Below are 23,126 nucleotides of genomic sequence, written 5' to 3'. Positions count from 1 at the left end.
CCCGGCATGTCGATTGCATGCAACACTCCGGAGCGCTGAAGGCGTCACGGACGAGACTCCGTGACGCCCCCGGACGGCTGACCGAGCGGCAGGACTGGCCAGATACCGTTTCGGCCGGAGCCTGCTCACAAATCCGTGCCCTCTTTCTTGCCGTCGTCTCCTGATTTGGTCCCCGCGCCCCCGACCGTGATCTTGACGGTCTGCGTCTGGACTTGGCCGTCGGAGCTCTTGACCTCGAACGTCACTTCGTCGGTGCCGGTGAATCCGTTGTTGGGCTGGTAGAACAGCGCCTGGACGGCCGCTTCCTTGTTGGGACAGCGGTAGCTCGCCGGCGTCTTCAGCTTGCCAACCTTGGTGATCACCGACCCGTTCTTCGGCGGGCCCGAGACCTTGAACTCCGGCATCGGCCCAGGAGAACAATCCTTCTTGAGGTTGGGCGCGATCTCGATGCGGACCGTCTTGCCGGGCGCCACCGTCTTGGTTCGGCTGGACGGCGTCTGGGCCAGGGCGGGCCCGGCCAGTGCCATGCTCCCTGCGAGCAGCGCGGCGAGCGGACGTAGGGCAATCATGGCAGCGTCTCTCCAGTGCCGACCCGGGACCTCTCCCCGGACACGCGTCCGGATGTCCCGTTCATCGGTGGAGACCATGTGGGGACGCCGCGCACGGGCGTCGAGGGCTCGGGCGGCGGGTTAATTCTGGAGGGCCGCCGCGACGATCCCGGTGATGCGGGCGATCTGCGCCGCGTCGAACTCGCCGGCCAGGGCGGCGGCGAGCCGCCCCTCGACCCGCGCCCGCTCCCCGGCATCGGCCACCGGCACGGGGGGAATCTCGTCCTCGGCCAGCCGGCAGACCCGGCGAATCGTCTCGGCGGCCGCCAGGAGTTTCTCCCGGTCGGTGGGACCCATCTCCCAGAGCGGGTTGCGCAAGCGGCTGATCACCCGCTTGGCGTCGCGATAGTCCCGGTCGACCCCGGTGGCCGCCTCGATCTGGCTGACGAGGAACATCAGCTCCAGGACTTCGGACGCCGCCTCCGGGCAGGAGCGGACGATCCGCATGATGCGGGCCATCAGTTCCTGGCTGGGCGTCAACTTGGGTTTGGGCGCGGCCATGCGGGCGACAACGCGACGTGTTGCCGGAAAGTTCGCCCGCCGCGCGCGGTGCCGGGGTCGTCGAGCCCGGCAGGCCCGCTCAGGCCCGCTCAGGCCTCCATGTCGGGCAGGTCGCGCAGCCCGTCGAGCAGGGCGCGGCAGGCGCGCAACTCGTCCAGCGCCTCGGCCAGGGCCGCCCGGTCCGACGCGCCGAATGTCGCGCCCCCGGTCCCGCTCCGGGCTCCCGCCTCGGTCTCGACCTCCTGAAGCAGCGGCTCGGCCGCCACGGCCTCGCCGCGGCCGACGGCCTGCACGAAGCGGACGCCGTTCTCCTTGAGGACCCGCTGCGCCCCCGCGATGGTGTAGCGCTGCACGTGCAGGAGATGGCGGATGCCGGCGACGAGCTCGATGTCCTGGGGCCGGTAGTAGCGGCGCCCCCCCGCCCGCTTCACGGGGCGGATCTGGCCGAAGCGGGTTTCCCAGAACCGCAGGACGTGCTGGGGCACGTCGAGCTCTTCGGCCACCTCGCTGATCGTCCGGAACGCGTGGGCGCTCTTCTCGCCGATCCCGGTCGGCGGTTCGTCGGTCGAGGCGGCGAGGGCTGGCGGCATGGGCGTCTTACGGAGCGGGGCGAAGCGGCCCGATCTTGCCGGCTCGCGGGGCCGCACTCAAGCCTGAAGAGCCCGCCCGAAGCGCTCGCCGACGCGGCCGCATTCGCGGCGCGCTCACTCGTCGTCGTGGTCGCCCGCGCCGTTCAGGCCGTTGATCTTGGCCTTGAGCACGTTGGAGGGCTTGAACACCATCACCTGCCGCGGCTCGATCGCGACCTCGACCCCGGTCTTGGGATTGCGGCCGACGCGCTTGCCCTTGCTGCGGACCACGAAGGAGCCGAACGAGGACAGCTTCACCGTCTCGCCGCTCGCGAGGCAGCTGCAGATCTCGGACAGCACGGTCTCGACGAGGGCGGCCGACTCGGTCCGCGACAGGCCCACCTGGTGGTAGACGGCCTCGCTCAAGTCGGCGCGCGTCACCGTCTTGCCTGCCATGCCGTGTCCCCTCGCCCGCGTCGCTCGCCCCATGACGCACGGCGCGGCACCCTTGGCCGCGCCGAACGCTGAAGGCGTATCCCTATGATCCGGCACGCTAATCGGCGCTCCGCCCCCGGTCAACCGCGCCGGGACAGCGAATCGTTTCGGGCGCGCCGCCCGAAACGCTACCAGCGGATCAGCGCGGCGCCCCAGCTGAACCCGCCGCCGATCGCCTCGATCATCACGAGGTCGCCCGCCCGGATGCGGCCGTCCCGCCGCGCCACGTCGAGGGCCAGGGGTATCGAGGCCGCCGAGGTGTTGCCGTGGCGGTCCACCGTCAGGACGATCTTGTCCCGAGCGACACCGAGCTTGTCGGCCGAGGCCTCGATGATCCGGCGGTTGGCCTGATGCGGCACGAACCAATCGAGTTCCTCCGCGGTGATGCCCGCCTGCGCGAAGGCTTCCACGATCACGTCGGTGACCTGCCCGACGGCGAATCGGAACACGTCGCGGCCCTCCATGCGCAGGTGGCCGGTTGTACCGGTGGAGCCGGGGCCGCCGTCGACGTAGAGCTTCTCCCGGTGGCGTCCGTCCGACCGCAGGCTCGCGCTGAGGACGCCGCGGTCCCCGGCCCCCTCCTGCGCCTCCAGCACGACGGCGCCGGCCCCGTCGCCGAACAGCACGCAGGTGGTGCGGTCCTCCCAGTCGACGATCCGCGAGAAGGTCTCGGCGCCGATCACGAGGGCCCGGCGGGCGGCCCCCGTGGTCAGGAACTTGTCGGCGGTCGAGACCGCGAAGACGAAGCCGGCGCACACCGCCTGCAGGTCGAAGGCCGCGCCCTGATGGATGCCCAGTGCCGCCTGGATCTGGGTCGCGGTCGCCGGGAAGGTGTGATCCGGCGTCGAGGTGGCGCAGATGACGAGGTCGATGTCGTCCGCGCTCAGCCCGGCATCGTCGAGGGCCGCCCTGGCGGCGCGCGTACCGAGGACCGAGGTGGTCTCGTCGGGTCCCGCGAGGTGGCGCTGGCGGATCCCGGTCCGCTGGACGATCCACTCGTCGGACGTGTCCACCCGCTCGGCGAGGTCGGCGTTCGTCACCACCCGCGCGGGCAGGCTCGAGCCGGTCCCGACCACCACCGAGCGCAGAGGGGGGACGCGCCGGTGCTGCTCGGGGTCAGTGCGGAGGGTTGCCATCATTGTCCTTCCCGGACGATCCAGCTTCACAATCGCCGGTTGTGAAGCCGCGGGCGTCCGATTTCCATCCCGTCCGTCGACGGAGGCCCGGTGCCGGCGTCAGGCCGGCGCCAGCGCCGCCGTCTGGTCGAGCATCTCGCGGATCGTGCGGATCATGTCGTGGCGCGCCATGTCGTGCGCCAGATCGATCGCCGCGGCGAAGCCCTGCGCGTTCTCCGAGCCGTGGCTCTTGATGACGATGCCCTCGAGGCCGAGGAACACCCCGCCGTTGGCCCGGCTCGGGTTCATCTTGTCCTTGAGGGCCTTGAAGGCCTGCCGCGCGAACAGGGCGCCGATCTTGGCGGCCAGCGTCCGGGTCATGGCGGAGCGGAGATAGGTGCCGATCTGCTTGGCGGTGCCCTCGGCGGTCTTGAGGGCGATGTTGCCGGTGAACCCCTCGGTCACCACCACGTCGACCGTGCCGCGCCCGAGATCCGTGCCCTCGACGAAGCCGTGATAGGTCAGGCCGGGGCTCTCCATCTCGCGCAGGATCCGGGCAGCCTCCTTGACCGCCTCGTTGCCCTTCATCTCCTCGGTGCCGACGTTGAGCAGGCCGACGGTGGGGCGCTCGAGGTCGAACACGATGCGCGCCATGGCCGAGCCCATCACGGCCATCTCGACGAGGTGCTCGGCATCCGTGCCGATCGTGGCGCCGACGTCGAGCACGACGCTCTCGCCGCGCACGGTCGGCCACAGGCAGGCGATGGCCGGGCGCTCGATGCCCGACATGGTCTTCAGGCAGATCTTCGACATCGCCATCAGCGCGCCGGTGTTGCCGGCCGACACGCAGGCATCGGCCTGCCCGTCGCGGACCGCCTGGATCGCCTGCCACATGGACGACTTGCCCCGGCCCTGGCGCACCGCCTGGCTCGGCTTGTCGTCCATGGCCACGGCCACGCTGGTGTGGCGGATCTCCACGCAGTCCTTGAGCCGGGGCTCCTTGGCGACCAGCGGCGCGATCACCGCCTCGTCGCCGAACATCAGGAAGGTGGTGCCGGGATGGCGCTCCCGGGCCAGCGCCGCGCCGGGCACGACCGTGGTGGGCCCGTGGTCGCCACCCATGGCGTCGAGCGAGATGCACACGCGTTGGGACATGTCGGTAGCGGGTCGCGGGTCTCGGCGGGAAAGGGGTCGGACGGCGGCGGGACGGGGCCCGCCGGGCGCGGCGGACCATAGCGATACCGGCCCGGCGGGCAAATGAAATCGGGCGGCCGGCGGTTCCGGCCGGACGCGGCGGCCTCAGCCGTCGCGGTCGCGGAGCTTGCGCAGACCGTCGAGGGGTCCGGCCTCGTCGCCCGCCACGACCGGCTCGAAGGCGATGCCGGGCTTGCGCGGGTACGGGTCGAGGCCCAGCGCCAGGAACTCGGCGGTGAGCGCGCCGAAATCGATGCGGCCGCCGACCAGGGGGTCGGGGATGTCGGCGTCCTCGGCATCGGTGCCGACGAGCCGGTCGGTGTCGGTGAACACCACCTCGACCGGCTCCCGGACCGGCGCCTCGAAGGGTTCGAGGCTGACGGTGCAGACCTGGGTCACCAGGGCCTCCACGGTGCCGGTCACGGTGAGGCGGCTGGTCGCCCCCTCGATGGCGAAGCGCCCGACGAGGTCGCGGATCCCCGGGATGCCGAAATCGGCGGCCAGCGCCGCGCACTCGGCCGGGCTCGCCTCCACGGTGACGGCGCCGCGCCCCTGGGGCAGGCGTTCGACATTGACCCAGCGCGCGAGCGGGAAAGCGTCCTGGCCGGCATCGCGGCTGCTGGCATCGCGGCTCATGCGCGTCCTCCATGGTCAGGGCCGGCCGGTACCGGCGCGAAGCCGTCGGGCTCCGGGAAGGGCGGCCCGGCCGCGAGCAGCCCGTCGAGATCGGCCCCGGCGAGGGCGGCGTCGGCCGCCCGCACGTAGGCGGCGAGACCGCGCCCGTCCCCCTCGCCGCCAAGCACGTTGCGGACGAGGGCGGCCGCCAGGGCCGCGGCGTCGCCGGCCTCCAGGGCCGCGTCGTAGCCCTCGGCCCGGCCGTAGAAGGCGGCGCCGAGCTTCTTCATCCGCTTGGACACGCCCATGTCGCCGACGCCGAGTTCGCGCAGGGAGGCGTCGAGCTGGGTGAAGACGGAATTCACCAGATCCTGCGCCACCTCGGCGGCCGGCGGCGGCAGCCGGTTCAGCCGGCGCAGGACCAGGATCGCGTGCAGGCACAGGGATTCGAACCGGCCCTCCACGGTGTCGGGCACGCCGAGATCCGTGTAGAGGCCTGGCCGGCGCGCGGCCTCGCTCAGGGCGACGTGCAGCCCCTCGACGGCGCGGCGGCGCGCGCCCGCGCGGCGGAACAGCCCGGCGATCATCGGTGTCGAACCCCGGCCCTCTGTGGCCAAGCTTGCCTTGTCAAAGCCATAACCCCGCGGTACGGCAACCCACGCCCAGGGCGCAAGCGCCGTCGGAGCCCCGTGCCGGCGGCGACGGTCGCGCCCCGTCCGTCAACACGCTCTCTGGGGGCCCGATGCGGCGCCGTTTCGTCCAGTCCTTCGCGCGCCTCGCCCTGCTCGGCCTCGCGGCAACCGGTCTGTCGGGCTGCATCGGCGAGGAGCTGCGCCACGGCTACCAGGTCGATCAGGCGGCGCTCGCCACGATCAAGCCCGGCATGGGCCCCGAGCAGGTGCTGCAGATCCTGGGCACGCCCTCGACCGTGTCCACGGTCGGCAACAAGTCCTGGTACTACATCTCGCAGAACACCCGCCGGACAATCATGTTCCTGGGCGAGCAGGTCGAGGACCAGAAGGTCACGGCCGTGTACTTCACCCCCGCCTTCAAGGTCGAGCGCGTGGCGCTCTACGGCCTGCAGGACGGCCGGATCTTCGACTTCATCGAGCGCACCACGCCGACGAGCGGCGCCGACCGCGCCTTCCTCAGCCAGCTGTTCCGCGGCCTGACCCGCTACGAGCCGTTCGGCAGCGGCAGCGGCACCAGCGTCGTGCCGGGCGCGAATCGCGGCATGTGACCGGCCTCGCCCGCCACGAGGCGGGCGATCGCCCCGGGCTCCGGGAAGAGGTGCTCGGGGCCATGGGACGCGAGGGCCCGCGGGTCGGTGTAGCCCCAGGCCACGGCGCCGAACGGGCAGCCCAGCGCCCGCGCCGCCTCGAGGTCCCGGATCTCGTCGCCGACACAGAGGGCCCGGTGCGGCGGCACCCCGGTCCGCGCGAGCAACGCCCGCAGCCGGCGCGCCTTCCCGAAGATCGACGCCCCGCAGGCGTATCTGCCGATGCGGGCGGCATTGTCCGGTCCGAGCACCCGCCGCACCGTGTCGGCGCGATTCGACGACAGGATCGCCAGCGGCACGCCCGCCGCCGCAATCGCGGCCAGCATCGCCGGGACGCCGGGAAACAGGGCAATCTGCGCGGCGTCGCGGGCGGCCAGCGCGTGCATGTGGCGGGCGATGAGCGGCAGCTTCCAGCGCGGGATGCCGAGATGGGCGACGATCGCCCGGGCGCCCTGGAGCCGGAGCTCCTCCACCTCGTGGGCCTCGACCCGGCGGAAGCGGTAGCGGTCGGCGACGCCGTTCAGCACCGAGCAGAACCACCCGAAACTGTCGGCCAGCGTGCCGTCGAAGTCGAGGACGACGAGACCCGGCCCGGGCGCGGCCGGCATCCGGGCCGGCATCCGAGCCACGTCAGGTCCGCAGGTTCTCGAGCGGGACGCTGAGCCGCATCAGGAGACCGCCCGGCGCCCAGTCGTGCTCCAGCGCGCCGTCGAGCTGGCCGGCGACGCTGCGCTCGGCCAGCACCGTGCCGAATCCCTTCCGGGACGGCGCGCCGGCGATCTGCGGGCCGCCCTCCTCGCGCCAGGTCAGGGTGTAGCGGCCCGCCTCGCGGGTCCCGCTCAGCGAGACGCCGCCCTCCCGCGTCGACAGGCCGCCGTACTTGACCGCGTTCGTCGCCTGCTCGTGCATGATCAGCGCGAGGGCCGTGGCGGTGCGCTCGCCGATCTCGGCATCGTCCCCCGAGATCACCACGCGGGCGCGTCCGTTCTCCTCGTAGGCGGCCATGATCAGGCGCATCAGCCCGAGCACCGTCTGGCCAGCGACCGGCGGGGCGCTGTCGGGGGAGTGCGGGCGGACGTATTCATGGGCCCGGGCCAGGGCGCCGAGCCGCTCGCGGAACGCGGCCACGAAGGGCTTGGCCGCGGGGTCGGTCCGCGCGGTCAGGGCGGCGAGGCCGCCCACCACCGCGAAGATGTTCTTGATCCGGTGCGACAGCTCGCGGATCAGCAGATCGCGGGCCTCCTCGGCGCGCTTCGCCTCGCGCAGGTCGCGGGTGACCGTGGCGTAGCCGATCTCGGCCCCGGTCGGGTCGCGCACGGGGAAGATGTTGTAGAGCACCGCCAGGGGCTCGCCGGTGACGAAGTGCCGGAAGGCGAGTTCACCCTCCCAGAACCCGTCGCGGCGCACCGCCGGCATCACCGTCTGGGCCAGGATCCGGCGACTCTCGTCGGTGAAGAAATCGGGCACTTTCTTGGCGCGGGCGGCCGCGAGGTCGGGCAGGCCGACCAGGGCCAGCGCCGCCTCGTTGAGATGGGTGATCGCGCCCTCAAGGGTGCTGAGTCCGATGAAGTCCTTGGACGTCTCGACAATCGCCGCGAGCTTGCGGGCCTCGGCCTCGGCGCGCTTCAGGTCGTCGATGTCGGTGCAGGTCCCGAACCACCGCTCGATCCGCCCCTCGGCGTCCCGGATCGGCATGGCCCGCCCCAGGGTCCAGCGGTAGTCGCCGCTGTGGTGGCGCAGGCGATACTCGATCTCGTAGGGCTCGCCGGTCGCGAGGCAGTGGCGCCACCGCGCCCAGGCCCTGTCCTGGTCCTCGGCATGGAACACACCGTTCCAGCCCTCGCCGTCGGTGGAGCCGTAGGGGACGCCGGTGAACTCGTACCAGCGGTCGTTGTAGTAGTCGTGGAACCCGTCCGGCCGCGTGGTCCAGACCATCTGGGGCATCGCCGAGGTCATCACGCGGAAGCGGCGCTCGCTCGCGGCGATCTCCGCCTCGCGGGCGGCGACCTGCGCCAGCGTCCTGCGGTGCTCCAGCAGGCTGGAGATCTGGCGCGCCAGCGCCAGCAGGGTCGCGGTCTGCTCCGAATCGAGCCCCTCCGGCCGCGGGACGCGGTCCAGCACGCACAGCGCGCCGAGCGGGATGCCATGGCTGCCGCGGATCACCGCACCCGCGTAGAACCGGAAGGCCGGTGCGCCGGTCACGAGGGGATTCTCGGTGGTCCGGGGGTCCGTGGTCAGGTCCGGGATGACGAGAAGGTCGCCGGCCTCAATCGTGTGGGCACAGACCGAGCAATTGATCGGCAGCTCGCGCTTGCCGAGGCCCACCTCCGACTTGAACCACTGCCGCTCGGCATCGACGAGGCTGACGAGCGCGACCGGCGCCCGGCAGACGTAAGCGGCGACCCGCACGAGGTCGTCGTAGAGCGGCTCGGGCTCGGAATCGAGGATCGCGAGGTCGCGCAGTTCGGCGATCCGGTCGGCGGCGCGCCAGCGCCCGTCGGTCGGTCCGGCTTCCGCGAGCGCGTGAGGTGCAGGCACATCCATGGTCCTGCCCTCACATAGGCGCGCGACGGCCCGCTGCCAAGGAATTGCCGCGGTTTCCTGCCGCAGCCCTCCGGGTCGCGGCAGGGCGCGCGACGGCGGCGCGTCAGGCGGCGCGGGACTCGGTCAGGGTCGGGTAGTCGACGTAGCCCTCGGGGCCCTGGCTGTACCACGTCGCGGCGTCGTCCTTGGCGAGCGGCGCCTTCCTGGCGATCCGCTCGGCGAGGTCCGGGTTGGCGATGAAGGTCCGGCCGAACGCGATGGCGTCGGCCTCGCCGGCATCCAGCGCCTTCTGGCCGCTGACCCCGTCGTAGTCGGCGTTCAGGATCATCGGGTTGCGGAACACGCGCCGCATCGCCGGGGCGATCGGCGGGTGGTCGGCTTTGCCGAAGGTGCCGTTCGGCCCCGGCTCGCGCATCTCCAGGAAGGCGATCCCGGCATCGGCGAGCGCCTGGGCGGCGGCGACGAACAGCGGCTCCGGGTTCGAGTCGTTGCAGCCCTGGATCGCGCCGTTCGGCGAGAGGCGCACGCCGGTGCGCTCCGGCCCGGCGACCTTCGCCACCGCCTCGGTCACCTCGCGCAGGAGCCGCACGCGGTTCTCGACGGACCCGCCGTACTGGTCGGTGCGGTGGTTGGTGCCGTCGCGGAGGAACTCGTCGATCAGGTAGCCGTTCGCGGCGTGGATCTGCACCCCGTCGAACCCGGCAGCCAGGGCGTTGGCGGTGGCCCGCTCGTAATCGCCGAGCAGGCGCGGGATCTCGGACACCTCCAGGGCGCGGGCCTCGCTGTAGGGCTTCTTGCCGGAATAGGTGTGGGCCTGGTCGGGCGCCGTCGTGGCCGAGGACGAGACCGGCTTGGCGCCGCCGAGGAAGTCCGAATGGACCATCCGGCCCATGTGCCAGATCTGACAGACGATCTTGCCGCCCTTGTCGTGCACGGCCTTCACGATCGGCCGCCACGCGTCGACCTGGGCGTCGGACCAGATGCCGGGCGCGTAGGGCCAGCCGAGCCCCTCCTGGCTGATACCGGTGGCTTCGGTGAGGATCAGGCCGGCGCCGGCGCGCTGGGCGTAGTACTCGGCCATGATCGGGGTCGGAACGTGCTCGCGGGTGCCGCGGCCGCGGGTCAGCGGCGCCATGAAGATCCGGTTCTTCGCCTCGATGGCGCCGATGCGGATCGGGTCGAGCAGGGACGGCATGGGTTACCTCGTGCTGGTGCGGCGGGGGCCGCGTCCGGGTTTTAATCCGGCGCCGAGGTGGCGCTGCGGCGCCGCGATGCCAAGGTGCTGCGCCGCGGGACTGGCCGTCGCGTGCGGGGGCGCACACGGCGAAACGGGAAGGGCCGGGCTCGCGGAGAGCCCGGCCCCGTCGGCCGATCCGGTCTTCGCGGAACTCAGCTGTGCGCCAGCACGGCGAGCAGCAGCAGGGCGATGATGTTGGTGATCTTGATCGCCGGGTTCACCGCCGGACCGGCGGTGTCCTTGTAGGGGTCGCCGACCGTGTCACCGGTCACCGCCGCCTTGTGGGCGTCGGAGCCCTTGCCGCCGTGGTGGCCGTCCTCGATGTACTTCTTGGCGTTGTCCCAGGCACCGCCGCCCGAGGTCATCGAGATCGCCACGTAGAGGCCGGTGAGGATCACGCCGAGCAGGCTCGCGCCCACGGTGGCGAAGGCCTGGCTCTTCCCGGCGATGAACTGGATCACGAAGAACAGCACTATCGGCGACAGGACCGGCAGCAGCGACGGGATGATCATCTCCTTGATCGCCGCGCGGGTGAGCATGTCCACCGCCCGCCCGTAATCCGGCCGGTCCGTGCCCTGCATGATGCCGGGCTTGGCCCGGAACTGGCGCCGGACCTCCTCGACCACCGCGCCCGCCGCGCGCCCGACCGCCGTCATGGCGATGCCGGCGAACAGGAACGGGATCAGGCCGCCGAGCAGCAGCCCGACCACGACGTAGGGGTTGGAGAGCGAGAAATCGACGCTGACGCCCTGGAAGAAGCGGTACTGCGTCGGGCTCGCATGGGCGATGAAGTAGTTCAGGTCCGACGTGTAGGCGGCAAACAGCACCAGCGCGCCGAGACCCGCCGAGCCGATCGCGTAGCCCTTCGTCACCGCCTTGGTGGTGTTGCCGACCGCGTCGAGGGCGTCGGTCGACTTGCGCACCTCCGAGGGCAGGCCCGCCATCTCGGCGATGCCGCCGGCATTGTCGGTGACCGGCCCGAAGGCGTCCAGCGCCACGATGAAGCCCGCGAGCGCCAGCATGGCGGTGACCGCGATGGCGATGCCGAACAGGCCGGCGAGCGCGTAGGTGCTGATGATGCCTGCCACGATCACGATGGCCGGCAGCGCGGTCGATTCGAGCGAGATCGCCAGCCCCTGGATCACGTTGGTGCCGTGGCCGGTCACCGACGCGTCGGCGATCGACTTCACCGGGCGGAAGTTGGTGCCCGTGTAGTACTCGGTGATCACGACGATCAGCGCCGTGATGGCGAGCCCGATCACCGCGCAGCCGAACAGCGCGGCCGACGTGAAGGTCAGGCCGGTCGAGGTGGTGAAGCTCGTCGAGAAGCCGCCTAGCAGGGTCATGTTGACCGCCGCGATCGCCGCGATGGAGAGCACGCCGGCGGCGATCAGCCCCTTGTAGAGCGCCCCCATGATCGACTGGTTCGCGCCGAGCCGCACCGCGTAGGTGCCGGCGATGGAGGTGAGGATGCAGGCCGACCCGATGGCGAGCGGGTACAGCATCATCGGCTCGAGGACGTCGCGGTTGCTCCCGCCCGCGCCGGAGAAGAAGATCGCGGCCAGCACCATCGTGGCGACGACCGTGACCGCGTAGGTCTCGAACAGGTCGGCCGCCATGCCGGCGCAGTCGCCGACATTGTCGCCGACATTGTCGGCGATGGTGGCGGGGTTGCGCGGATCGTCCTCCGGGATGCCGGCCTCGACCTTGCCGACGAGGTCGCCGCCGACATCGGCGCCCTTGGTGAAGATGCCGCCGCCGAGGCGGGCGAAGATCGAGATCAGCGAGGCGCCGAAGCCGAGCGCCACGAGGGCGTCGATCACCTCGCGGCTCGACGGCTCGAGATGGGCGGCGCGGGTGAGGAACAGGTAGTAGAGGGCCACGCCCAGCAGCGCGAGGCCCGCCACCAGCATGCCGGTCACCGCCCCCGACTTGAAGGCGACGTCGAGGCCGCCGCCCAGCGAGGTCGAGGCGGCCTGGGCCGTGCGGACGTTGGCCCGGACCGAGACGTTCATGCCGATGAAGCCGGCCGCGCCCGACAGAACGGCGCCGATCAGGAAGCCGACCGCGACCTTGATCCCGAGGAAGACGGCGAGAAGGACGAACAGGACGACGCCGACGAGGCCGATCGTCGTGTATTGCCGCCGGAGATAGGCCTGCGCGCCCTCGGCGATGGCGGCGGCGATCTCCTGCATGCGCTGCGTGCCGGCGTCGCGCCGCATCACGTCGAGGATCGTGACGATGCCGTAGGCGACGGCGCAGAGCCCGCCCGCGATGATCAGGATCAAGGGAATCATTCGACCGTCCTTGTTATTATCGTGCCTGGCGTTGGCTTGTGATTGTCGAGCTTGGCCGCCGGACGACGGCCATGGGACGCGGCGCTCGGATTCGGGGCTTTCCTTCCCAGAACAATGCCTTGATTGCCAAACTTCGCCGGGGAGCGCAAACGCCGCGTCGGCGGGCGACGCCGGTAATCGGGCCTCACGACCCGGGGGCTAAAAAGCCCTCGAACCCGCAATGCTGCATTATGTTGCAGATCTGGTTTCCCGCCGGCCGCTGCACACGGTTCCATGGGCGCGAGCCCCCTCTTCCGTGCGGGATAGGGGGCCGAGCGCGGCTCCCGCGAGCGGAGATGCCCGTCCCCCGAACCGGAACATCACGAACGCGAGCGGCTCGAGCGGCCGTTAACGTCGCCTTGACCAACCGATATTCTATTTTTGGTTGTATTCGGACGAGGGACTCGCCATGAGCAGCGACCAGGCCGCCAGGTTGGCGGCGACCATCGAGGTGTTGAGCGGCGCGGTCGGCTTCCTGATCGCAGAGCGGGTCGCGGCGCAGCCGGTCACGGTCCAGGACGACCTGCTCTGCGTGCTGCAGCGCGCCCTGTCCCGGGCGCCGGGCGCGGGCGGGGACCCGGCCGGCCGCTGGATCCCGGTGGTCGCCGCCGCGATGATCGGCGAGGTCCGGCGCCAGATCGGCCACCCGGCCGGGGATTCCGCCGGCCCGATGATCTCGGGACCGGACGCGATCTGGGCGTCAGAAGTGGCTGAAGGCTCCGGCCGCGAACACGCGCTCGGCGCCATCGCGCATTTCGAAGCGCGGCGGGCCGTCGCCTGAGGTGACGGTGCCGATGGCGGCGACGGCGATCCCGGCCGCCGCGGCCTCAGCCCGGAAATCCGCCAGGCGCTCCGGCGCGACGGTGCAGAGGATCTCGTAATCGTCGCCGCCGGTCAGGACCGCCTCGATCAGGGCGGGGTCCGCCGCGCAGGCGCACCGGGCCGCCTCCGAGAGCGGCACGTCCGCCGTCGCCACCCGGGCGGTGCGGCCCGCGCCCAGCATCTTGGCGAGATCGCCCGCGAGGCCGTCGGACACGTCCATGGCCGCCGAGGCGTGGCGGCGGATGGCCGGCGCGGCGGCGAGCCGCGGGCGCGGGTGCAGGTAGCGGTCGGCGAGTTCGGCCCGCAGCGCCGGATCGAGGCCGGCCGCCCAGGGGGCGTCGCCCTCCAGGCGCATCCGCAGGCCGAGGGCGGCGTCGCCGATCGTGCCGGTGACGCAGATCCGGTCGCCGACCCGCGCGGTGGCGCGCCGCACGATGGCGCCGGTCGGCAGCTCGCCGAACACGCTCACCGAGATCAGCGCGGGGCCGCCGGAGCGCACCGTGTCGCCGCCCAGCAGCGGGCAGCCGGCCGCCTCGGCCGCCGCGCCGAGCCCCTGCGCGAATCCGGCGAGCCAGGTCTCCGTCCAATCGTCGGGCAGCGCCAGGGTCAGCAGGAAGCCGCGCGGGACCGCGCCCTTGGCGGCGATGTCGGAGAGGTTCACGCCGAGCGCCTTGCGGGCGATCGAGGCCGGCGGATCCTCCGCGAAGTAGTGGACGCCCGCCACCACGGCGTCGGCGGTGAGGACGAGGTCGTGGCCCGGCGCCGGTGTCAGCGCGGCGGCGTCGTCCCGGAGCCCGTCGGCGCCCGGCCCCGCGAGCGGGGCGAAGTAGCGGGCGATCAGCCCCTCCTCGGAGGCGCGGGCCGGCCCGACCAAGACTCAGGCCTTCCCGGCCGACGGTTTCCCAGCCGCAGCTTTGCCGGGGAGCGGCTTGGACGAGCCCGGCTTGCCGGAGGCCTTCGGGGCCCCGACCTCGCCCGGCCGGACCTCCCGGGCGACCCGGTCGAGGACGGCGTTGACGAGGCCCGGCTCGTCGGCCGTGTAGAAGCTGTGGGCGACGTCGACGTATTCCGAGATCGCCGCGGCCGCCGGCACGTCGCGGCGGAACATCAGCTCGTAGGCGCCCGCCCGCAGGATCGCCCGGAGCACGATCTCGATGCGCCGCAGCGGCCAGCCCTGCGCGAGGGCCTGGTCGAGCTTGGGGTCGATGGCGCGCTGCTCCTCGACCGTGCCGCGCAGCAGGTCGCGGAAGAACGCGGTCTCGGCCGGGGGATGGGCGATCCCGTCGACCTCCTGGCCGATCCAGAAGGCCTCGAACTCGGCGAGGGCGTCGAGCACGCCCTTGCCGGAGACGTCCATCTCGTAGAGCGCCTGCACCACCGCGAGGCGGGCGCCGCTGCGCAGGCTGATCTTGGCGGGGGCGCCGGCGGTGCCGGTGCCATTCTCCGCGCCGGTCTCCGGCTGGGTCTCGGGGGTCCCGGTCATGGGTGTATCCGTCATCGCGGGCGCGCGCCTTCGGCCGCACGCTTCAGGGCGAGCACGCCGAGCGCCGCCTCGGCGGCGCCGCCGCCCTTGTTCATCTCGGCGACCCGGGCGCGGGCGAGCGCCTGCGCCTCGGTCTCGACCGTGAGGATGCCGTTGCCCAGCGGCACGCGGCGCTGCACCGACAGGTCCATGAGCGCCCGGGCGCTCTCGCCGGCGACGATGTCGTAGTGGCCGGTCTCGCCGCGGATCACGCAGCCGAGCGCCACCACGGCGTCGTAGGCGCCCGTGTCGAGCAGGATCGCCACGGCGGCGGGGATCTCCAGGGCCCCCGGCACGGTGACCACGGTGGCCTGCGCGTCGGCGGCCGCGATCGCCGCCAGGGCGCCGGCCAGGAGTTCGTCGGCGATCGCGTCGTAGTAGCGCGCCTCGACCACGAGGATCCGGGCGCCGGCGAGCGCCGGGTCGGTGGGCTTGGGCGCCGAATCGGCGCGGGTATGGGCGACCATGGCTCTCGTCCGGCCGGGTTTTCGGGAACGGGCGGGCGGCACGTCGGGCACCCGCACGGGGGAGGACGGTTAGACCGAAGCGGCCGGCGCCACAAGCCGCGCGGGATCGACCCCGGCCCGCGCCGCGGCCGCGGCGGCGCGCCCTACCCGACCAGCGGCGGCAGCGGCGGGGCCGCGGGGCCGCCCTCCGGCAGGGCCGTGCGGGCGACGTTCATCGTCATGGCGAGCAGCGCGTAGTAGCCGTTGATGCCGGTCAGATCGATCGCCCCCTGCTCGCCGAAGCGCGCGACCAGGGCCGCGTAGGTCGCGTCGCTCACCGCGCGGTTGCGCATCAGCTCGGTCGAGAACGCGTAGGCGAGGGCCTCGTCGGCGCTCATCGTGTCGGGGCGGCGCCCCGCGGCCAGCGCCCGCGCGGTCTCGGGGGCGACCCCGGCCTCGAGGGCGATCGGGTGGTGGATCGCCCACTCGACCGGCTGGCTCCATTCCCGCGCGACCACCAGGATCGCGAACTCGCTGATCCGCAGCGGCAGGACGCTGCCGTAGCGCAGGTACTGGCCCATCCGGCTCGCGCACAGCATCAGCTCGGGGCTGCGCAGGAGCGGCACGAACGGCCCGAAGACCGGGACGCCGCGCTCGGCCCGGAACGCGGCCGCCGCCTCTTCCTGCGCCGGGGACAGGCCGCCGGCCGGGATCTCCGGCATGCGCTCCGCGCTGGTCTGCCCGCTGGCCATGCGTTTCCCCTCCGTGCTTCGGCGCCGACGCGCGGCCCGCTCTGGATTTCCGGTGCCCGTGCGCCTAGACCATTGGGGCTCACCGGCACGCACCGCGCCCGACCGGGCGGCGATCCCTGAACGCCAGCGAGGCTTACGGCTTTGGCCCTCCCCGTCAACGAACGCCGGCGCATCATGCTGCTCACGGGCGCGAGCCGGGGCATCGGCCACGCCACCGTCAAGCGCTTCTCGGCCGCGGGCTGGCGCGTGATCACCTGCTCGCGCCACGCCTTCCCGGAGAACTGCCCCTGGGAGATGGGCCCCGAGGACCACCTGCAGGTCGACCTCGCCGACGCGCAGGACACGGTCCGCGCCGTCGAGGAGGTGCGGGGCCGGCTCGCCGCAGAGGGCGGGGTGCTGCACGCGCTGGTCAACAATGCCGGGATCTCGCCGAAGGGGCCGGAGGGCGAGCGCCTCGGCGCGCTGGCCACCGAGTTCGACACGTGGCAGCGGGTCTTCCAGGTCAACCTCTTCGCCACGATCCTGCTGGCCCGGGGCCTGCGCGAGGAACTGGCCCGGGCCAAGGGCTCGGTCGTCAACGTGACGTCGATCGCCGGCTCGCGCGTCCACCCCTTCGCGGGGGCGGCGTACGGCACCTCCAAGGCGGCGCTGGCGGGCCTGACCCGCGAGATGGCCGCCGATTTCGGGCCGCTCGGCGTGCGGGTGAACGCGATCTCGCCGGGCGAGATCGACACGTCGATCCTGTCGCCCGGCACCGAGAAGCTCGTCGAGCAGATCCCGCAGCGCCGGCTCGGCACGCCGGACGAGGTCGCCAAGGCGATCTACTTCCTGTGCACCGAGGCCTCCTCCTACGTGAACGGCGCCGAGCTCCACATCAACGGCGGCCAGCACGTTTGACCAGATCGGTCGCTTCCTGGGGCGCTTCCGCGCGCGCGGCGTTACCGCGCCGGCACCCGGCGGCGCGCCGCGGGCGGGTCTCGCTCGTCCTGGGCCTCCTCGCGTGCTTCGCGCCCGTCGCGGGGGCGCGGGCCGAGCCCGGAATCCGGATCCTCGACCTGCCCTTCAAGGTGCGGGCGCTGCGCGGCTCGCGCAGCGAGGCCGCGGTCTCGGTGGCGACCTCCGGGCTCCTGCCGATCACCGGCGGCATGGCAGGGGCAAAAGCCGGCGCGCAGGGCGGTGGCCAGCAGACCGGCGACGAGGAGAGCGCGCCGATCGCCGTGGTCTGGGGCGACGACGGCGGCGCCGTGCTCGCCCTCGCGGAGGGCGGCGTCACCGTGCGGCCGATCGGTCGGGACGCGGTCGAGGGGCTGACCGCCGCCGAGACGCCGCGCGGGGCTCTGCCGGGCTCGCGCCGGGCCCTCTCGGGCCCCCTGAGCGCCTATCTCACCGGGCGCACCCGCGCCCCCGACGGCGGCGCGGCCGCCGCGGTGCTGACGATCCGCGAGCGCCAGCCGATGGCGGTGAGCACCGATCCGAAGCCCGTCCCCGTGGCCACCGTGACAGTGCCGGCGGGGGGCGAGGCCGTGTTCGCGCCGCTGCGGCCGCGCCTGCTGCGCCTCGGGGACCGCCCGGCGCTGCTGGCGGCGACGCTGTCCGGCGCGGATGCCGGTGGCCTCGTGCTGATCGACCGGCCCGCCGGCGATCCGGGCGCGGCCTGGGCCGTCGCCGCCCGCACGCCCGCCCAGCCGGGCCCACCCCTCAAGATCGCCGGCATCGCGGATTTCTCCGGATCGGGCGCCACCCAGGCCGCGACGGTCAGCGCCAAGGGCCGGCTCCAGCTCTGGACGCTGCGTCCCGACGCGATCGAGCCCGCCGGCGAGGCCGCGGGCTACGCGGCCGGCGACGGCGATTCGGATCTCGCCGTGACCGTTCCGGCCGGCGGCAGCCCCGAGCTCGTCCTGCCGGTGGCGGGCCGGCCGGAGATCGCCTTCGTGGCGGCCAAGGGCGGCCTGCGCGAGCGGGCGCGCATGCCGCTGCCGGCCCCCGCGGAGACCGGCATCGTCGTCCTCGGCGAGGGCGCGGCGGCGCGGCTGCTCGTCGGCCTCGCCGACGGCCGGGTGGCCGTCGTGGCACCGGACGAGGGCAAGCCGTGACCGCGGGCGCACCGGATTCCGACAGCCGACTGTTCCCGGCCCGGCCCTTCGTGGGCGCGTCGATCGCGGTGATCCGCGGCGAGCGGGTCCTGCTGGCGGCGCGGGCCAACGAGCCGATGCGCGGCGTCTGGACCCTGCCGGGCGGCCTCGTGGAGGCGGGCGAGTCCCTGGCCGAGGCGGCCCTGCGCGAACTGTCCGAGGAGGTCGGCCTGCCCGCCGAGGTGGTCGGCGTGCTCTCGCCCACGGAGATCATCGTCCGGGACGAGGCCGGCCGGGCCCGCCACCACTACGTCGTCCACCCGCACGCCGCCCTGTGGTGCGGCGGCGAGCCCGTGGCCGGGCCCGAAGCCCTGGGCACCCGCTGGGCGACGCTCGCGGAGGTCGCGACCCTTCCGACCACCCCCGGCCTGGTCGACACCCTGCGCGAGGCCTTCGCGCGGGTGGCGGCCCAGGGCATGGATGGAACCACGGACGGGAGCGCGGATCGGCACGCGAACCGCGCGGGAATGCCGGGCGGGGAGCCGACGGCGTGAGGCGCCCCGCGACCCTCCTGTGCCTGCTAGCGCTCCTGGCAGGCCCGGTCTCCGCGCCGGCGCTGGCGCAGCAGCGCTCCGGCCGGAGCGGCGCGCCCGCCAAGGAAGCCGCGAAGGAGCCGTCCAAGGAGGCGCCCGCCCCCGCGGACGTGCCCGCGCCCTACGACCGCGACCTGCTGCGCATGTCCGAGATCATCGGGGCCCTGGCGTTCCTGCGGAACCTCTGCGCGGCCCCGGACGCGGCCGACTGGCCGGCCCGCATGAAGGCGCTGATCGACTCCGAGGGCGTGACCCCGGCCCGCCGCGACCGGCTGGCCGGCGCCTACAACCGCGGCTATCGCGGCTACGCGCTGACCTACCGGGTCTGCACGCCCGCGGCCCACGAGGCGGCCGCCCGGTACGTCGCGGAGGGCGACCGGCTGTCGCACGCACTGGCCGGGCGTTTCGGGGGGTGATGCAGGTACAGCACACATACCGGCGATGCCGGCGAAACATCGGATTTGAGCGCTCGCGTTAACCGATCCGAAATTCTCGGCTGGCCGAGCCGCCGGGACCTGCTTATCATCCATTGCGTCCGCCGGGCCCCGTGTCCGGCGCAATGGAAGTATCCGGCCATGCAGCACAGCTCTCACACCGCCCCCATCGAGGTCGATGTCGAGGAGAAACGCGTCGCGCTGAGTTACGTCTCGGAAGCGTTCGCGGAAGGCTGCCTCGATGGTCTCGACGGTGACTGCATGGCCCAGGCCGCCCTGTTCGCGGCTTTTCAGGAACTCGTGACGACGTACGGCGAAGAAGCCACGGCCCGTTACGCGGAGGGATTCCCGGAGCGCATCCGCGGGGGCGCGTTCACCACGACGCTCCAGCATTGAGCAGGTGAGCGCGGACGGTTGAGGCGCGGGCGGTCAGCGACTACGTCCCGGGTCCGCGGTCCGGCCAGCCGGACCGTTCGCGCCCCGAGGAATCGCCGCCCATGCCCGTCGCCCTGCTGCCGGACCGCGCCCTGGTCACCGTCACCGGACCGGACGCCACGACGCTGCTCCAGGGCGTCCTGACCTGCAACGTCGAGACGCTCCAGCCCGGCGAGGCGCGCCTCGGCGCCCTGCTCACGCCGCAGGGCAAGATCCTCTTCGATTTCCTGGTCTCGCGGATCCCCGACGGCTTCCGGTTCGACGTGCTGGTCGAAAGGGCCGCGGACCTCGTCAAGCGCCTGACGCTCTATCGCCTGCGCGCGCAGGCGACCATCGCGGCCGACCCGACCGTCGCGGTCGCGGCGGCCTGGGCCGGCGCGGCCCCGCCCGCCGCGGAGGCGCTGGCCGATTCCCGCGCGGCCGATCTCGGCGCCCGTCTCTACGCCGAAGCGGGCGCCTTCTCGGCGGACGCCGCCGAGGCCGAGTACCACGCGCACCGGATCGCCCTCGGCGTGCCCGAGGGCGGACGCGACTTCGCCTTCGGCGACGCATTCCCGCACGAGGCGCTGATGGATCAGCTCGGCGGCGTCGACTTCCGCAAGGGCTGCTACGTCGGCCAGGAGGTGGTCTCGCGGATGCAGCACCGCGGCACGGCCCGGACCCGCATCCTGGCGGCCGCCTACGCGGACGCCGCGCCCCCGCCCGGCACCGAGATCACCGCGGGCGGCAAGGTGCTCGGCACCACGGGCAGCGCCGCGGGGAATCGCGGCCTCGCCACGGTCCGCCTCGACCGACTGGGCGACGCGCTCGCCTCCGGCGAGACCCCGCGCGCGGGCGACCAGCCCGTGACGCTGGCGCGCCCCGCCTGCGCGACCTTCGCCATGCCGGACGCGGCGGCGAGCGCGGCCGGGTAGGATCGCGACGCGCGGGATCGGGCCGCGTGACCGCGGCTCGTCTTGCACCGGCGGAAGGGACCGTCGGGGCGGCCGTCGAGGTGGCCGTGCGGTCCCCGCCGCGGCGGTGGCGTTCCGCTCCTGTTCTCGTTACCATCGCCGTATGTCCGAGACCGGCCTCATCGACCATCCCGACGGCTGCCCACGCTGCTGGTGGGCTGGGCTCGACCCGCTCTACGTCGCCTATCACGACACCGAGTGGGGCGTGCCCGAGCATGACGGCCGCGCTCTCTACGAGAAGCTGATCCTCGACGGCTTCCAGGCCGGGCTGTCGTGGATCACCATCCTGCGCCGCCGGGACGGGTTCCGCGACGCCTTCGCGGATTTCGATCCCGAGCGGATCGCCCGCTTCACCGAGGCGGACGTCGCGCGGCTGATGGCCGACACCCGCATCATCCGCAACCGCGCCAAGATCCAGGGCACCGTCGCGGGCGCCCGGGCGTGGCTGCGGATCGAGGAGCGCGGCCCCGGCTTCGCGCACTTCCTGTGGGACTTCGTCGACGGCCGGCCGGTCCAGGGCACGGCGCGGACCCGCGCGGAGATCGCCACCGAGACGCCGGTCTCCCGGGCGATCGGGAAGGCCCTGAAGGCCGAGGGCTTCTCCTTCTGCGGGCCGACCATCGTGCACGCGTTCATGCAGGCGGTGGGCATGGTCAACGATCACCTCGTCGGCTGCCACCGGCACGGGCCCTGCGCTGCGCTCGGCGGGTCCCGGTGAGCACGCCGCCGCGCGCGTGGCAGCGCATGCTCTCTGGCCGCCGCCTCGACCTCCTCGACCCGGCGCCCGGGGACATCGAGATCGCCGACATCGCCCACGGCCTCGCCCGGGTCGCGCGCTGGAACGGCCAGACCCGCGGGCCGCACGTCTTCTCGGTGGCCCAGCACAGCCTGCTGGTCGAGGCGGTGGGCCGCCACCTCGCCCCCGGCTGCACTGACCGGGACGGGCTCGAGCTGCTCCTGCACGACGCGCCGGAATACGTGGTCGGGGACATCATCTCGCCGCTCAAGGCCGCCATCGGCGACGCCTATCGCGGCGTCGAGCTGCGCCTGCTCGCGGCGGTGCGCCGCCGCTTCGAGCTGGCCGCCCCCTCGCCCGCCCTCGCCCAGCTCGTGAAGCGGGCCGACCGGATCGCCGCCCACGCCGAGGCGGTGCGCCTGGCCGGCTTCGCGCCGGAGGAGGCCGAGCGCTATTTCGGCCCCTCGGTCGACCTGCCCGAGTCGGTGTCGGCCCTGGCCGGGCCGTGGCCGACCGCCGAGGCCGAGGCGCGATTCCTCGCGCGCTTCACCGCCCTGTCCCGGCCCTGACGGATCTTCGCCCTCGATCCGTCACGATCGCAGGTCACTGGCGCCCCACCATGCCGACCCTCCACGTCTGTCCGCTCTCACGCCTGCCCGAGACCGTCGCCGCCACGGGCGCGAGCCACGTGCTCACGCTGATCAATGTCGGCACGCCGCTGGAGCGGCCGGCCGTGATCGACGCCGCGAACCACGCCATCATCTGGGTCAGCGACATCGCGGCGGCCCGGGACGGGCACGTTTTGCCGGCTGAAGAACACGTGGCCCGGCTTCTCGACTTCGTCCGGACCTGGCCGCGGGAGAAGCCGCTGGTGATCCACTGCTACGCCGGGATCAGCCGCTCGACGGCCGCCGCCTACATCGCGGCCTGCGCGCTGGCGCCCGAGCGCGACGAGGCGGCGATCGCCGACGCCCTGCGGTCCGCCTCGCCCTCGGCGACGCCCAACGCCCTGTTCGTGGCGATCGCCGACCGGATGCTCGACCGCGACGGCCGCATGGTCGCGGCGATCGCCCGCATCGGGCGCGGCGCCGACGCCTTCGAGGGCACGCCGTTCACCCTCGCGCTGGCGTGAACCGAACGCCGGTGCGAAGTGTGGCGCAAACGCCGCCGCGGCCGTCCAAAACGGTGCGGACCCGGCCGGCGGACTGGCCCCCAGGGTTGTGGCGACCGGGGATCGCGCCGTACAAACACCCCCAAAGGAAGTATCTGGGATGAGTGCGAGCAGACCCGAGGTGGCCCCCGCCGCCGGCGACCTGCCCTTCGAGAAGGCGCTGGAACAGCTCGAGGAAATCGTCCGCCGGCTCGAGCGCGGCGACGTGCCGCTCGACGAGTCGGTGGCGATCTACGAGCGCGGCGAGGTGCTGAAGAAGCATTGCGAGGCGCTGCTGAAGCGGGCCGAGGCGCGGATCCAGCGGATCACGCTGGGCTCCGACGGGCGGCCCGAGGGCGTCGCCCCGCTCGACATGTCCTGAGGCTCGGCGGTCGAACCGATCCCATCCGTTAGAGGTTGATGCCGTGGCGATTACCCCCGAGCAGAGTGCACTTCTCGACCGCGTTCCGTCTCCTTCGGCGCTGCGGCGTCTTCCGGAGTCGGAGCTTCCGGCGGTGGCGGACGCGGTGCGCGCCGAGATGATCGACGCGGTCTCGATCACCGGCGGCCATCTTGGCTCGGGGCTCGGCGTGGTCGAGCTGACCGTGGCGCTGCACCACGTGTTCGACACCCCCGACGACCGCATCGTCTGGGACGTCGGACACCAGTGCTACCCCCACAAGATCCTCACCGAGCGCCGCGACCGCATCCGGACGCT

The 23,126-nt window shown here is 73.0% G+C and carries 29 protein-coding genes; 13 read left to right on the top strand and 16 right to left on the bottom strand.

Features of this window, described 5'->3' with window-relative positions:
• Positions 1 to 125: 125 nt before the first annotated feature.
• The 8 genes from C4T42_RS21215 to C4T42_RS21180 all read right to left on the bottom strand — a co-directional run bounded on the left by C4T42_RS21215 (position 126) and on the right by C4T42_RS21180 (position 5,684).
• On the bottom strand, positions 126 to 569 hold the full coding sequence (locus C4T42_RS21215) for a hypothetical protein (protein ID WP_026605036.1): 444 nt from the start codon (positions 567 to 569) through the stop codon (positions 126 to 128).
• Between the two features lie 120 nt (positions 570 to 689).
• On the bottom strand, positions 690 to 1,109 hold the full coding sequence (locus C4T42_RS21210) for a hypothetical protein (RefSeq protein WP_026605037.1): 420 nt from the start codon (positions 1,107 to 1,109) through the stop codon (positions 690 to 692).
• An 89-nt stretch (positions 1,110 to 1,198) separates the two neighbouring features.
• Complete coding sequence (locus C4T42_RS21205; protein WP_091681863.1) at positions 1,199 to 1,699, bottom strand: MerR family transcriptional regulator; 501 nt, start codon at positions 1,697 to 1,699, stop codon at positions 1,199 to 1,201.
• Positions 1,700 to 1,813: 114 nt separating this feature from the next.
• Positions 1,814 to 2,134: an integration host factor subunit alpha gene (locus tag C4T42_RS21200; RefSeq protein ID WP_020093876.1), complete on the bottom strand. Its 321-nt coding sequence runs from the start codon at positions 2,132 to 2,134 to the stop codon at positions 1,814 to 1,816.
• A 167-nt stretch (positions 2,135 to 2,301) separates the two neighbouring features.
• Complete coding sequence (locus tag C4T42_RS21195; RefSeq protein WP_051123757.1) at positions 2,302 to 3,309, bottom strand: beta-ketoacyl-ACP synthase III; 1,008 nt, start codon at positions 3,307 to 3,309, stop codon at positions 2,302 to 2,304.
• 99 nt (positions 3,310 to 3,408) lie between these two features.
• Entirely contained in the window at positions 3,409 to 4,443 is a 1,035-nt protein-coding gene (gene plsX / locus C4T42_RS21190) for a phosphate acyltransferase PlsX (protein WP_026605038.1), read from the bottom strand.
• A gap of 144 nt (positions 4,444 to 4,587) precedes the next feature.
• Positions 4,588 to 5,118 (bottom strand): DUF177 domain-containing protein, encoded by a 531-nt coding sequence (locus tag C4T42_RS21185; RefSeq protein WP_103985834.1) that lies wholly within the window; start codon positions 5,116 to 5,118, stop codon positions 4,588 to 4,590.
• Complete coding sequence (locus tag C4T42_RS21180; RefSeq protein WP_020093880.1) at positions 5,115 to 5,684, bottom strand: ubiquinol-cytochrome C chaperone family protein; 570 nt, start codon at positions 5,682 to 5,684, stop codon at positions 5,115 to 5,117. The genes C4T42_RS21185 and C4T42_RS21180 overlap by 4 nt, the downstream gene beginning before the upstream one ends.
• Before the next feature lie 155 nt (positions 5,685 to 5,839).
• Here C4T42_RS21180 and bamE point away from each other — a divergent pair, with 155 nt between their 5' ends.
• The gene (gene bamE, locus C4T42_RS21175; RefSeq protein ID WP_020093881.1) at positions 5,840 to 6,337 is read left to right on the top strand and encodes an outer membrane protein assembly factor BamE; all 498 of its coding nucleotides are present in this window, start codon (positions 5,840 to 5,842) and stop codon (positions 6,335 to 6,337) included.
• Here bamE and C4T42_RS21170 read toward each other — a convergent pair.
• The 4 genes from C4T42_RS21170 to C4T42_RS21155 all read right to left on the bottom strand — a co-directional run bounded on the left by C4T42_RS21170 (position 6,274) and on the right by C4T42_RS21155 (position 12,454).
• Positions 6,274 to 6,984: an HAD hydrolase-like protein gene (locus C4T42_RS21170; RefSeq protein WP_181049199.1), complete on the bottom strand. Its 711-nt coding sequence runs from the start codon at positions 6,982 to 6,984 to the stop codon at positions 6,274 to 6,276. The genes bamE and C4T42_RS21170 overlap by 64 nt on opposite strands.
• 22 nt (positions 6,985 to 7,006) lie before the next feature.
• Entirely contained in the window at positions 7,007 to 8,920 is a 1,914-nt protein-coding gene (locus C4T42_RS21165; protein ID WP_020093883.1) for a PAS domain S-box protein, read from the bottom strand.
• A gap of 103 nt (positions 8,921 to 9,023) precedes the next feature.
• A complete protein-coding gene (locus C4T42_RS21160; protein WP_020093884.1) occupies positions 9,024 to 10,115 on the bottom strand; it encodes an alkene reductase in 1,092 nt (363 codons plus the stop codon).
• Positions 10,116 to 10,309: 194 nt separating this feature from the next.
• Entirely contained in the window at positions 10,310 to 12,454 is a 2,145-nt protein-coding gene (locus C4T42_RS21155; RefSeq protein WP_020093925.1) for a sodium-translocating pyrophosphatase, read from the bottom strand.
• A 448-nt stretch (positions 12,455 to 12,902) separates the two neighbouring features.
• Here C4T42_RS21155 and C4T42_RS21150 point away from each other — a divergent pair, with 448 nt between their 5' ends.
• Positions 12,903 to 13,274 carry a hypothetical protein gene (locus C4T42_RS21150; RefSeq protein WP_103985864.1) on the top strand — a complete coding sequence of 124 codons (372 nt, stop codon included), beginning with the start codon at positions 12,903 to 12,905 and terminating at the stop codon, positions 13,272 to 13,274.
• Here the strand turns inward: C4T42_RS21150 and thiL are convergent.
• The 4 genes from thiL to C4T42_RS21130 all read right to left on the bottom strand — a co-directional run bounded on the left by thiL (position 13,194) and on the right by C4T42_RS21130 (position 16,035).
• On the bottom strand, positions 13,194 to 14,189 hold the full coding sequence (gene thiL / locus C4T42_RS21145) for a thiamine-phosphate kinase (protein ID WP_020093927.1): 996 nt from the start codon (positions 14,187 to 14,189) through the stop codon (positions 13,194 to 13,196). The genes C4T42_RS21150 and thiL overlap by 81 nt on opposite strands.
• Before the next feature lie 3 nt (positions 14,190 to 14,192).
• Positions 14,193 to 14,798 carry a transcription antitermination factor NusB gene (gene nusB / locus C4T42_RS21140; protein ID WP_170863012.1) on the bottom strand — a complete coding sequence of 202 codons (606 nt, stop codon included), beginning with the start codon at positions 14,796 to 14,798 and terminating at the stop codon, positions 14,193 to 14,195.
• An 11-nt stretch (positions 14,799 to 14,809) separates the two neighbouring features.
• Positions 14,810 to 15,304, bottom strand: a complete 495-nt coding sequence (gene ribH, locus C4T42_RS21135) for a 6,7-dimethyl-8-ribityllumazine synthase (RefSeq protein WP_020093929.1) — start codon at positions 15,302 to 15,304, stop codon at positions 14,810 to 14,812.
• A 143-nt stretch (positions 15,305 to 15,447) separates the two neighbouring features.
• Positions 15,448 to 16,035 carry a hypothetical protein gene (locus C4T42_RS21130; RefSeq protein ID WP_020093930.1) on the bottom strand — a complete coding sequence of 196 codons (588 nt, stop codon included), beginning with the start codon at positions 16,033 to 16,035 and terminating at the stop codon, positions 15,448 to 15,450.
• A gap of 174 nt (positions 16,036 to 16,209) precedes the next feature.
• On the opposite strand from C4T42_RS21130, the gene C4T42_RS21125 reads away from it, so the two are divergent.
• The 11 genes from C4T42_RS21125 to C4T42_RS21075 all read left to right on the top strand — a co-directional run.
• Positions 16,210 to 16,932 carry an SDR family oxidoreductase gene (locus tag C4T42_RS21125; protein WP_041372745.1) on the top strand — a complete coding sequence of 241 codons (723 nt, stop codon included), beginning with the start codon at positions 16,210 to 16,212 and terminating at the stop codon, positions 16,930 to 16,932.
• Positions 16,929 to 18,128, top strand: a complete 1,200-nt coding sequence (locus C4T42_RS21120) for a hypothetical protein (protein ID WP_020093931.1) — start codon at positions 16,929 to 16,931, stop codon at positions 18,126 to 18,128. The genes C4T42_RS21125 and C4T42_RS21120 overlap by 4 nt, the downstream gene beginning before the upstream one ends.
• Entirely contained in the window at positions 18,125 to 18,661 is a 537-nt protein-coding gene (locus C4T42_RS21115; RefSeq protein WP_020093932.1) for an NUDIX hydrolase, read from the top strand. The genes C4T42_RS21120 and C4T42_RS21115 overlap by 4 nt, the downstream gene beginning before the upstream one ends.
• Complete coding sequence (locus C4T42_RS21110; RefSeq protein ID WP_020093933.1) at positions 18,658 to 19,116, top strand: TIGR02301 family protein; 459 nt, start codon at positions 18,658 to 18,660, stop codon at positions 19,114 to 19,116. Before C4T42_RS21115 ends, C4T42_RS21110 begins: the two co-directional genes overlap by 4 nt.
• Positions 19,117 to 19,275: 159 nt before the next feature.
• The gene (locus C4T42_RS21105; protein ID WP_012320917.1) at positions 19,276 to 19,530 is read left to right on the top strand and encodes a hypothetical protein; all 255 of its coding nucleotides are present in this window, start codon (positions 19,276 to 19,278) and stop codon (positions 19,528 to 19,530) included.
• A gap of 101 nt (positions 19,531 to 19,631) precedes the next feature.
• Positions 19,632 to 20,483, top strand: coding sequence for a folate-binding protein YgfZ (locus tag C4T42_RS21100; RefSeq protein ID WP_103985833.1), 852 nt, complete (start codon positions 19,632 to 19,634; stop codon positions 20,481 to 20,483).
• 142 nt (positions 20,484 to 20,625) lie between these two features.
• A complete protein-coding gene (locus C4T42_RS21095) occupies positions 20,626 to 21,240 on the top strand; it encodes a DNA-3-methyladenine glycosylase I (RefSeq protein ID WP_020093935.1) in 615 nt (204 codons plus the stop codon).
• A gap of 26 nt (positions 21,241 to 21,266) precedes the next feature.
• Complete coding sequence (locus C4T42_RS21090) at positions 21,267 to 21,827, top strand: hydrolase (protein ID WP_020093936.1); 561 nt, start codon at positions 21,267 to 21,269, stop codon at positions 21,825 to 21,827.
• 50 nt (positions 21,828 to 21,877) lie between these two features.
• Positions 21,878 to 22,390 (top strand): protein-tyrosine phosphatase family protein, encoded by a 513-nt coding sequence (locus C4T42_RS21085; RefSeq protein ID WP_020093937.1) that lies wholly within the window; start codon positions 21,878 to 21,880, stop codon positions 22,388 to 22,390.
• Between the two features lie 139 nt (positions 22,391 to 22,529).
• Positions 22,530 to 22,790 (top strand): exodeoxyribonuclease VII small subunit, encoded by a 261-nt coding sequence (locus C4T42_RS21080; RefSeq protein WP_012320922.1) that lies wholly within the window; start codon positions 22,530 to 22,532, stop codon positions 22,788 to 22,790.
• A gap of 43 nt (positions 22,791 to 22,833) precedes the next feature.
• On the top strand, positions 22,834 to 23,126 hold a 293-nt coding region (locus C4T42_RS21075; protein WP_280177398.1), incomplete at its 3' end, for a 1-deoxy-D-xylulose-5-phosphate synthase N-terminal domain-containing protein.

It is taken from the genome of Methylobacterium sp. 190mf (genome assembly GCF_900107945.1).
Lineage (GTDB): Bacteria > Pseudomonadota > Alphaproteobacteria > Rhizobiales > Beijerinckiaceae > Methylobacterium.
This window is presented reverse-complemented; position numbering and strand designations above follow the sequence as displayed.

Bases quoted from the DNA above. Each gene is read 5' to 3' on its own strand.
- C4T42_RS21215 (WP_026605036.1), bottom strand. From the start codon at position 569: ATGATTGCCCTACGTCCGCTCGCCGCGCTGCTCGCAGGGAGCATGGCA.
- C4T42_RS21210 (WP_026605037.1), bottom strand. From the start codon at position 1,109: ATGGCCGCGCCCAAACCCAAGTTGACGCCCAGCCAGGAACTGATGGCC.
- C4T42_RS21205 (WP_091681863.1), bottom strand. From the start codon at position 1,699: ATGCCGCCAGCCCTCGCCGCCTCGACCGACGAACCGCCGACCGGGATC.
- C4T42_RS21200 (WP_020093876.1), bottom strand. From the start codon at position 2,134: ATGGCAGGCAAGACGGTGACGCGCGCCGACTTGAGCGAGGCCGTCTAC.
- C4T42_RS21195 (WP_051123757.1), bottom strand. From the start codon at position 3,309: ATGGCAACCCTCCGCACTGACCCCGAGCAGCACCGGCGCGTCCCCCCT.
- plsX (WP_026605038.1), bottom strand. From the start codon at position 4,443: ATGTCCCAACGCGTGTGCATCTCGCTCGACGCCATGGGTGGCGACCAC.
- C4T42_RS21185 (WP_103985834.1), bottom strand. From the start codon at position 5,118: ATGAGCCGCGATGCCAGCAGCCGCGATGCCGGCCAGGACGCTTTCCCG.
- C4T42_RS21180 (WP_020093880.1), bottom strand. From the start codon at position 5,684: ATGATCGCCGGGCTGTTCCGCCGCGCGGGCGCGCGCCGCCGCGCCGTC.
- bamE (WP_020093881.1), top strand. From the start codon at position 5,840: ATGCGGCGCCGTTTCGTCCAGTCCTTCGCGCGCCTCGCCCTGCTCGGC.
- C4T42_RS21170 (WP_181049199.1), bottom strand. From the start codon at position 6,984: ATGCCGGCCGCGCCCGGGCCGGGTCTCGTCGTCCTCGACTTCGACGGC.
- C4T42_RS21165 (WP_020093883.1), bottom strand. From the start codon at position 8,920: ATGGATGTGCCTGCACCTCACGCGCTCGCGGAAGCCGGACCGACCGAC.
- C4T42_RS21160 (WP_020093884.1), bottom strand. From the start codon at position 10,115: ATGCCGTCCCTGCTCGACCCGATCCGCATCGGCGCCATCGAGGCGAAG.
- C4T42_RS21155 (WP_020093925.1), bottom strand. From the start codon at position 12,454: ATGATTCCCTTGATCCTGATCATCGCGGGCGGGCTCTGCGCCGTCGCC.
- C4T42_RS21150 (WP_103985864.1), top strand. From the start codon at position 12,903: ATGAGCAGCGACCAGGCCGCCAGGTTGGCGGCGACCATCGAGGTGTTG.
- nusB (WP_170863012.1), bottom strand. From the start codon at position 14,798: ATGACCGGGACCCCCGAGACCCAGCCGGAGACCGGCGCGGAGAATGGC.
- ribH (WP_020093929.1), bottom strand. From the start codon at position 15,304: ATGGTCGCCCATACCCGCGCCGATTCGGCGCCCAAGCCCACCGACCCG.
- C4T42_RS21130 (WP_020093930.1), bottom strand. From the start codon at position 16,035: ATGGCCAGCGGGCAGACCAGCGCGGAGCGCATGCCGGAGATCCCGGCC.
- C4T42_RS21125 (WP_041372745.1), top strand. From the start codon at position 16,210: ATGCTGCTCACGGGCGCGAGCCGGGGCATCGGCCACGCCACCGTCAAG.
- C4T42_RS21105 (WP_012320917.1), top strand. From the start codon at position 19,276: ATGCAGCACAGCTCTCACACCGCCCCCATCGAGGTCGATGTCGAGGAG.
- C4T42_RS21100 (WP_103985833.1), top strand. From the start codon at position 19,632: ATGCCCGTCGCCCTGCTGCCGGACCGCGCCCTGGTCACCGTCACCGGA.
- C4T42_RS21095 (WP_020093935.1), top strand. From the start codon at position 20,626: ATGTCCGAGACCGGCCTCATCGACCATCCCGACGGCTGCCCACGCTGC.
- C4T42_RS21090 (WP_020093936.1), top strand. From the start codon at position 21,267: ATGCTCTCTGGCCGCCGCCTCGACCTCCTCGACCCGGCGCCCGGGGAC.
- C4T42_RS21085 (WP_020093937.1), top strand. From the start codon at position 21,878: ATGCCGACCCTCCACGTCTGTCCGCTCTCACGCCTGCCCGAGACCGTC.
- C4T42_RS21080 (WP_012320922.1), top strand. From the start codon at position 22,530: ATGAGTGCGAGCAGACCCGAGGTGGCCCCCGCCGCCGGCGACCTGCCC.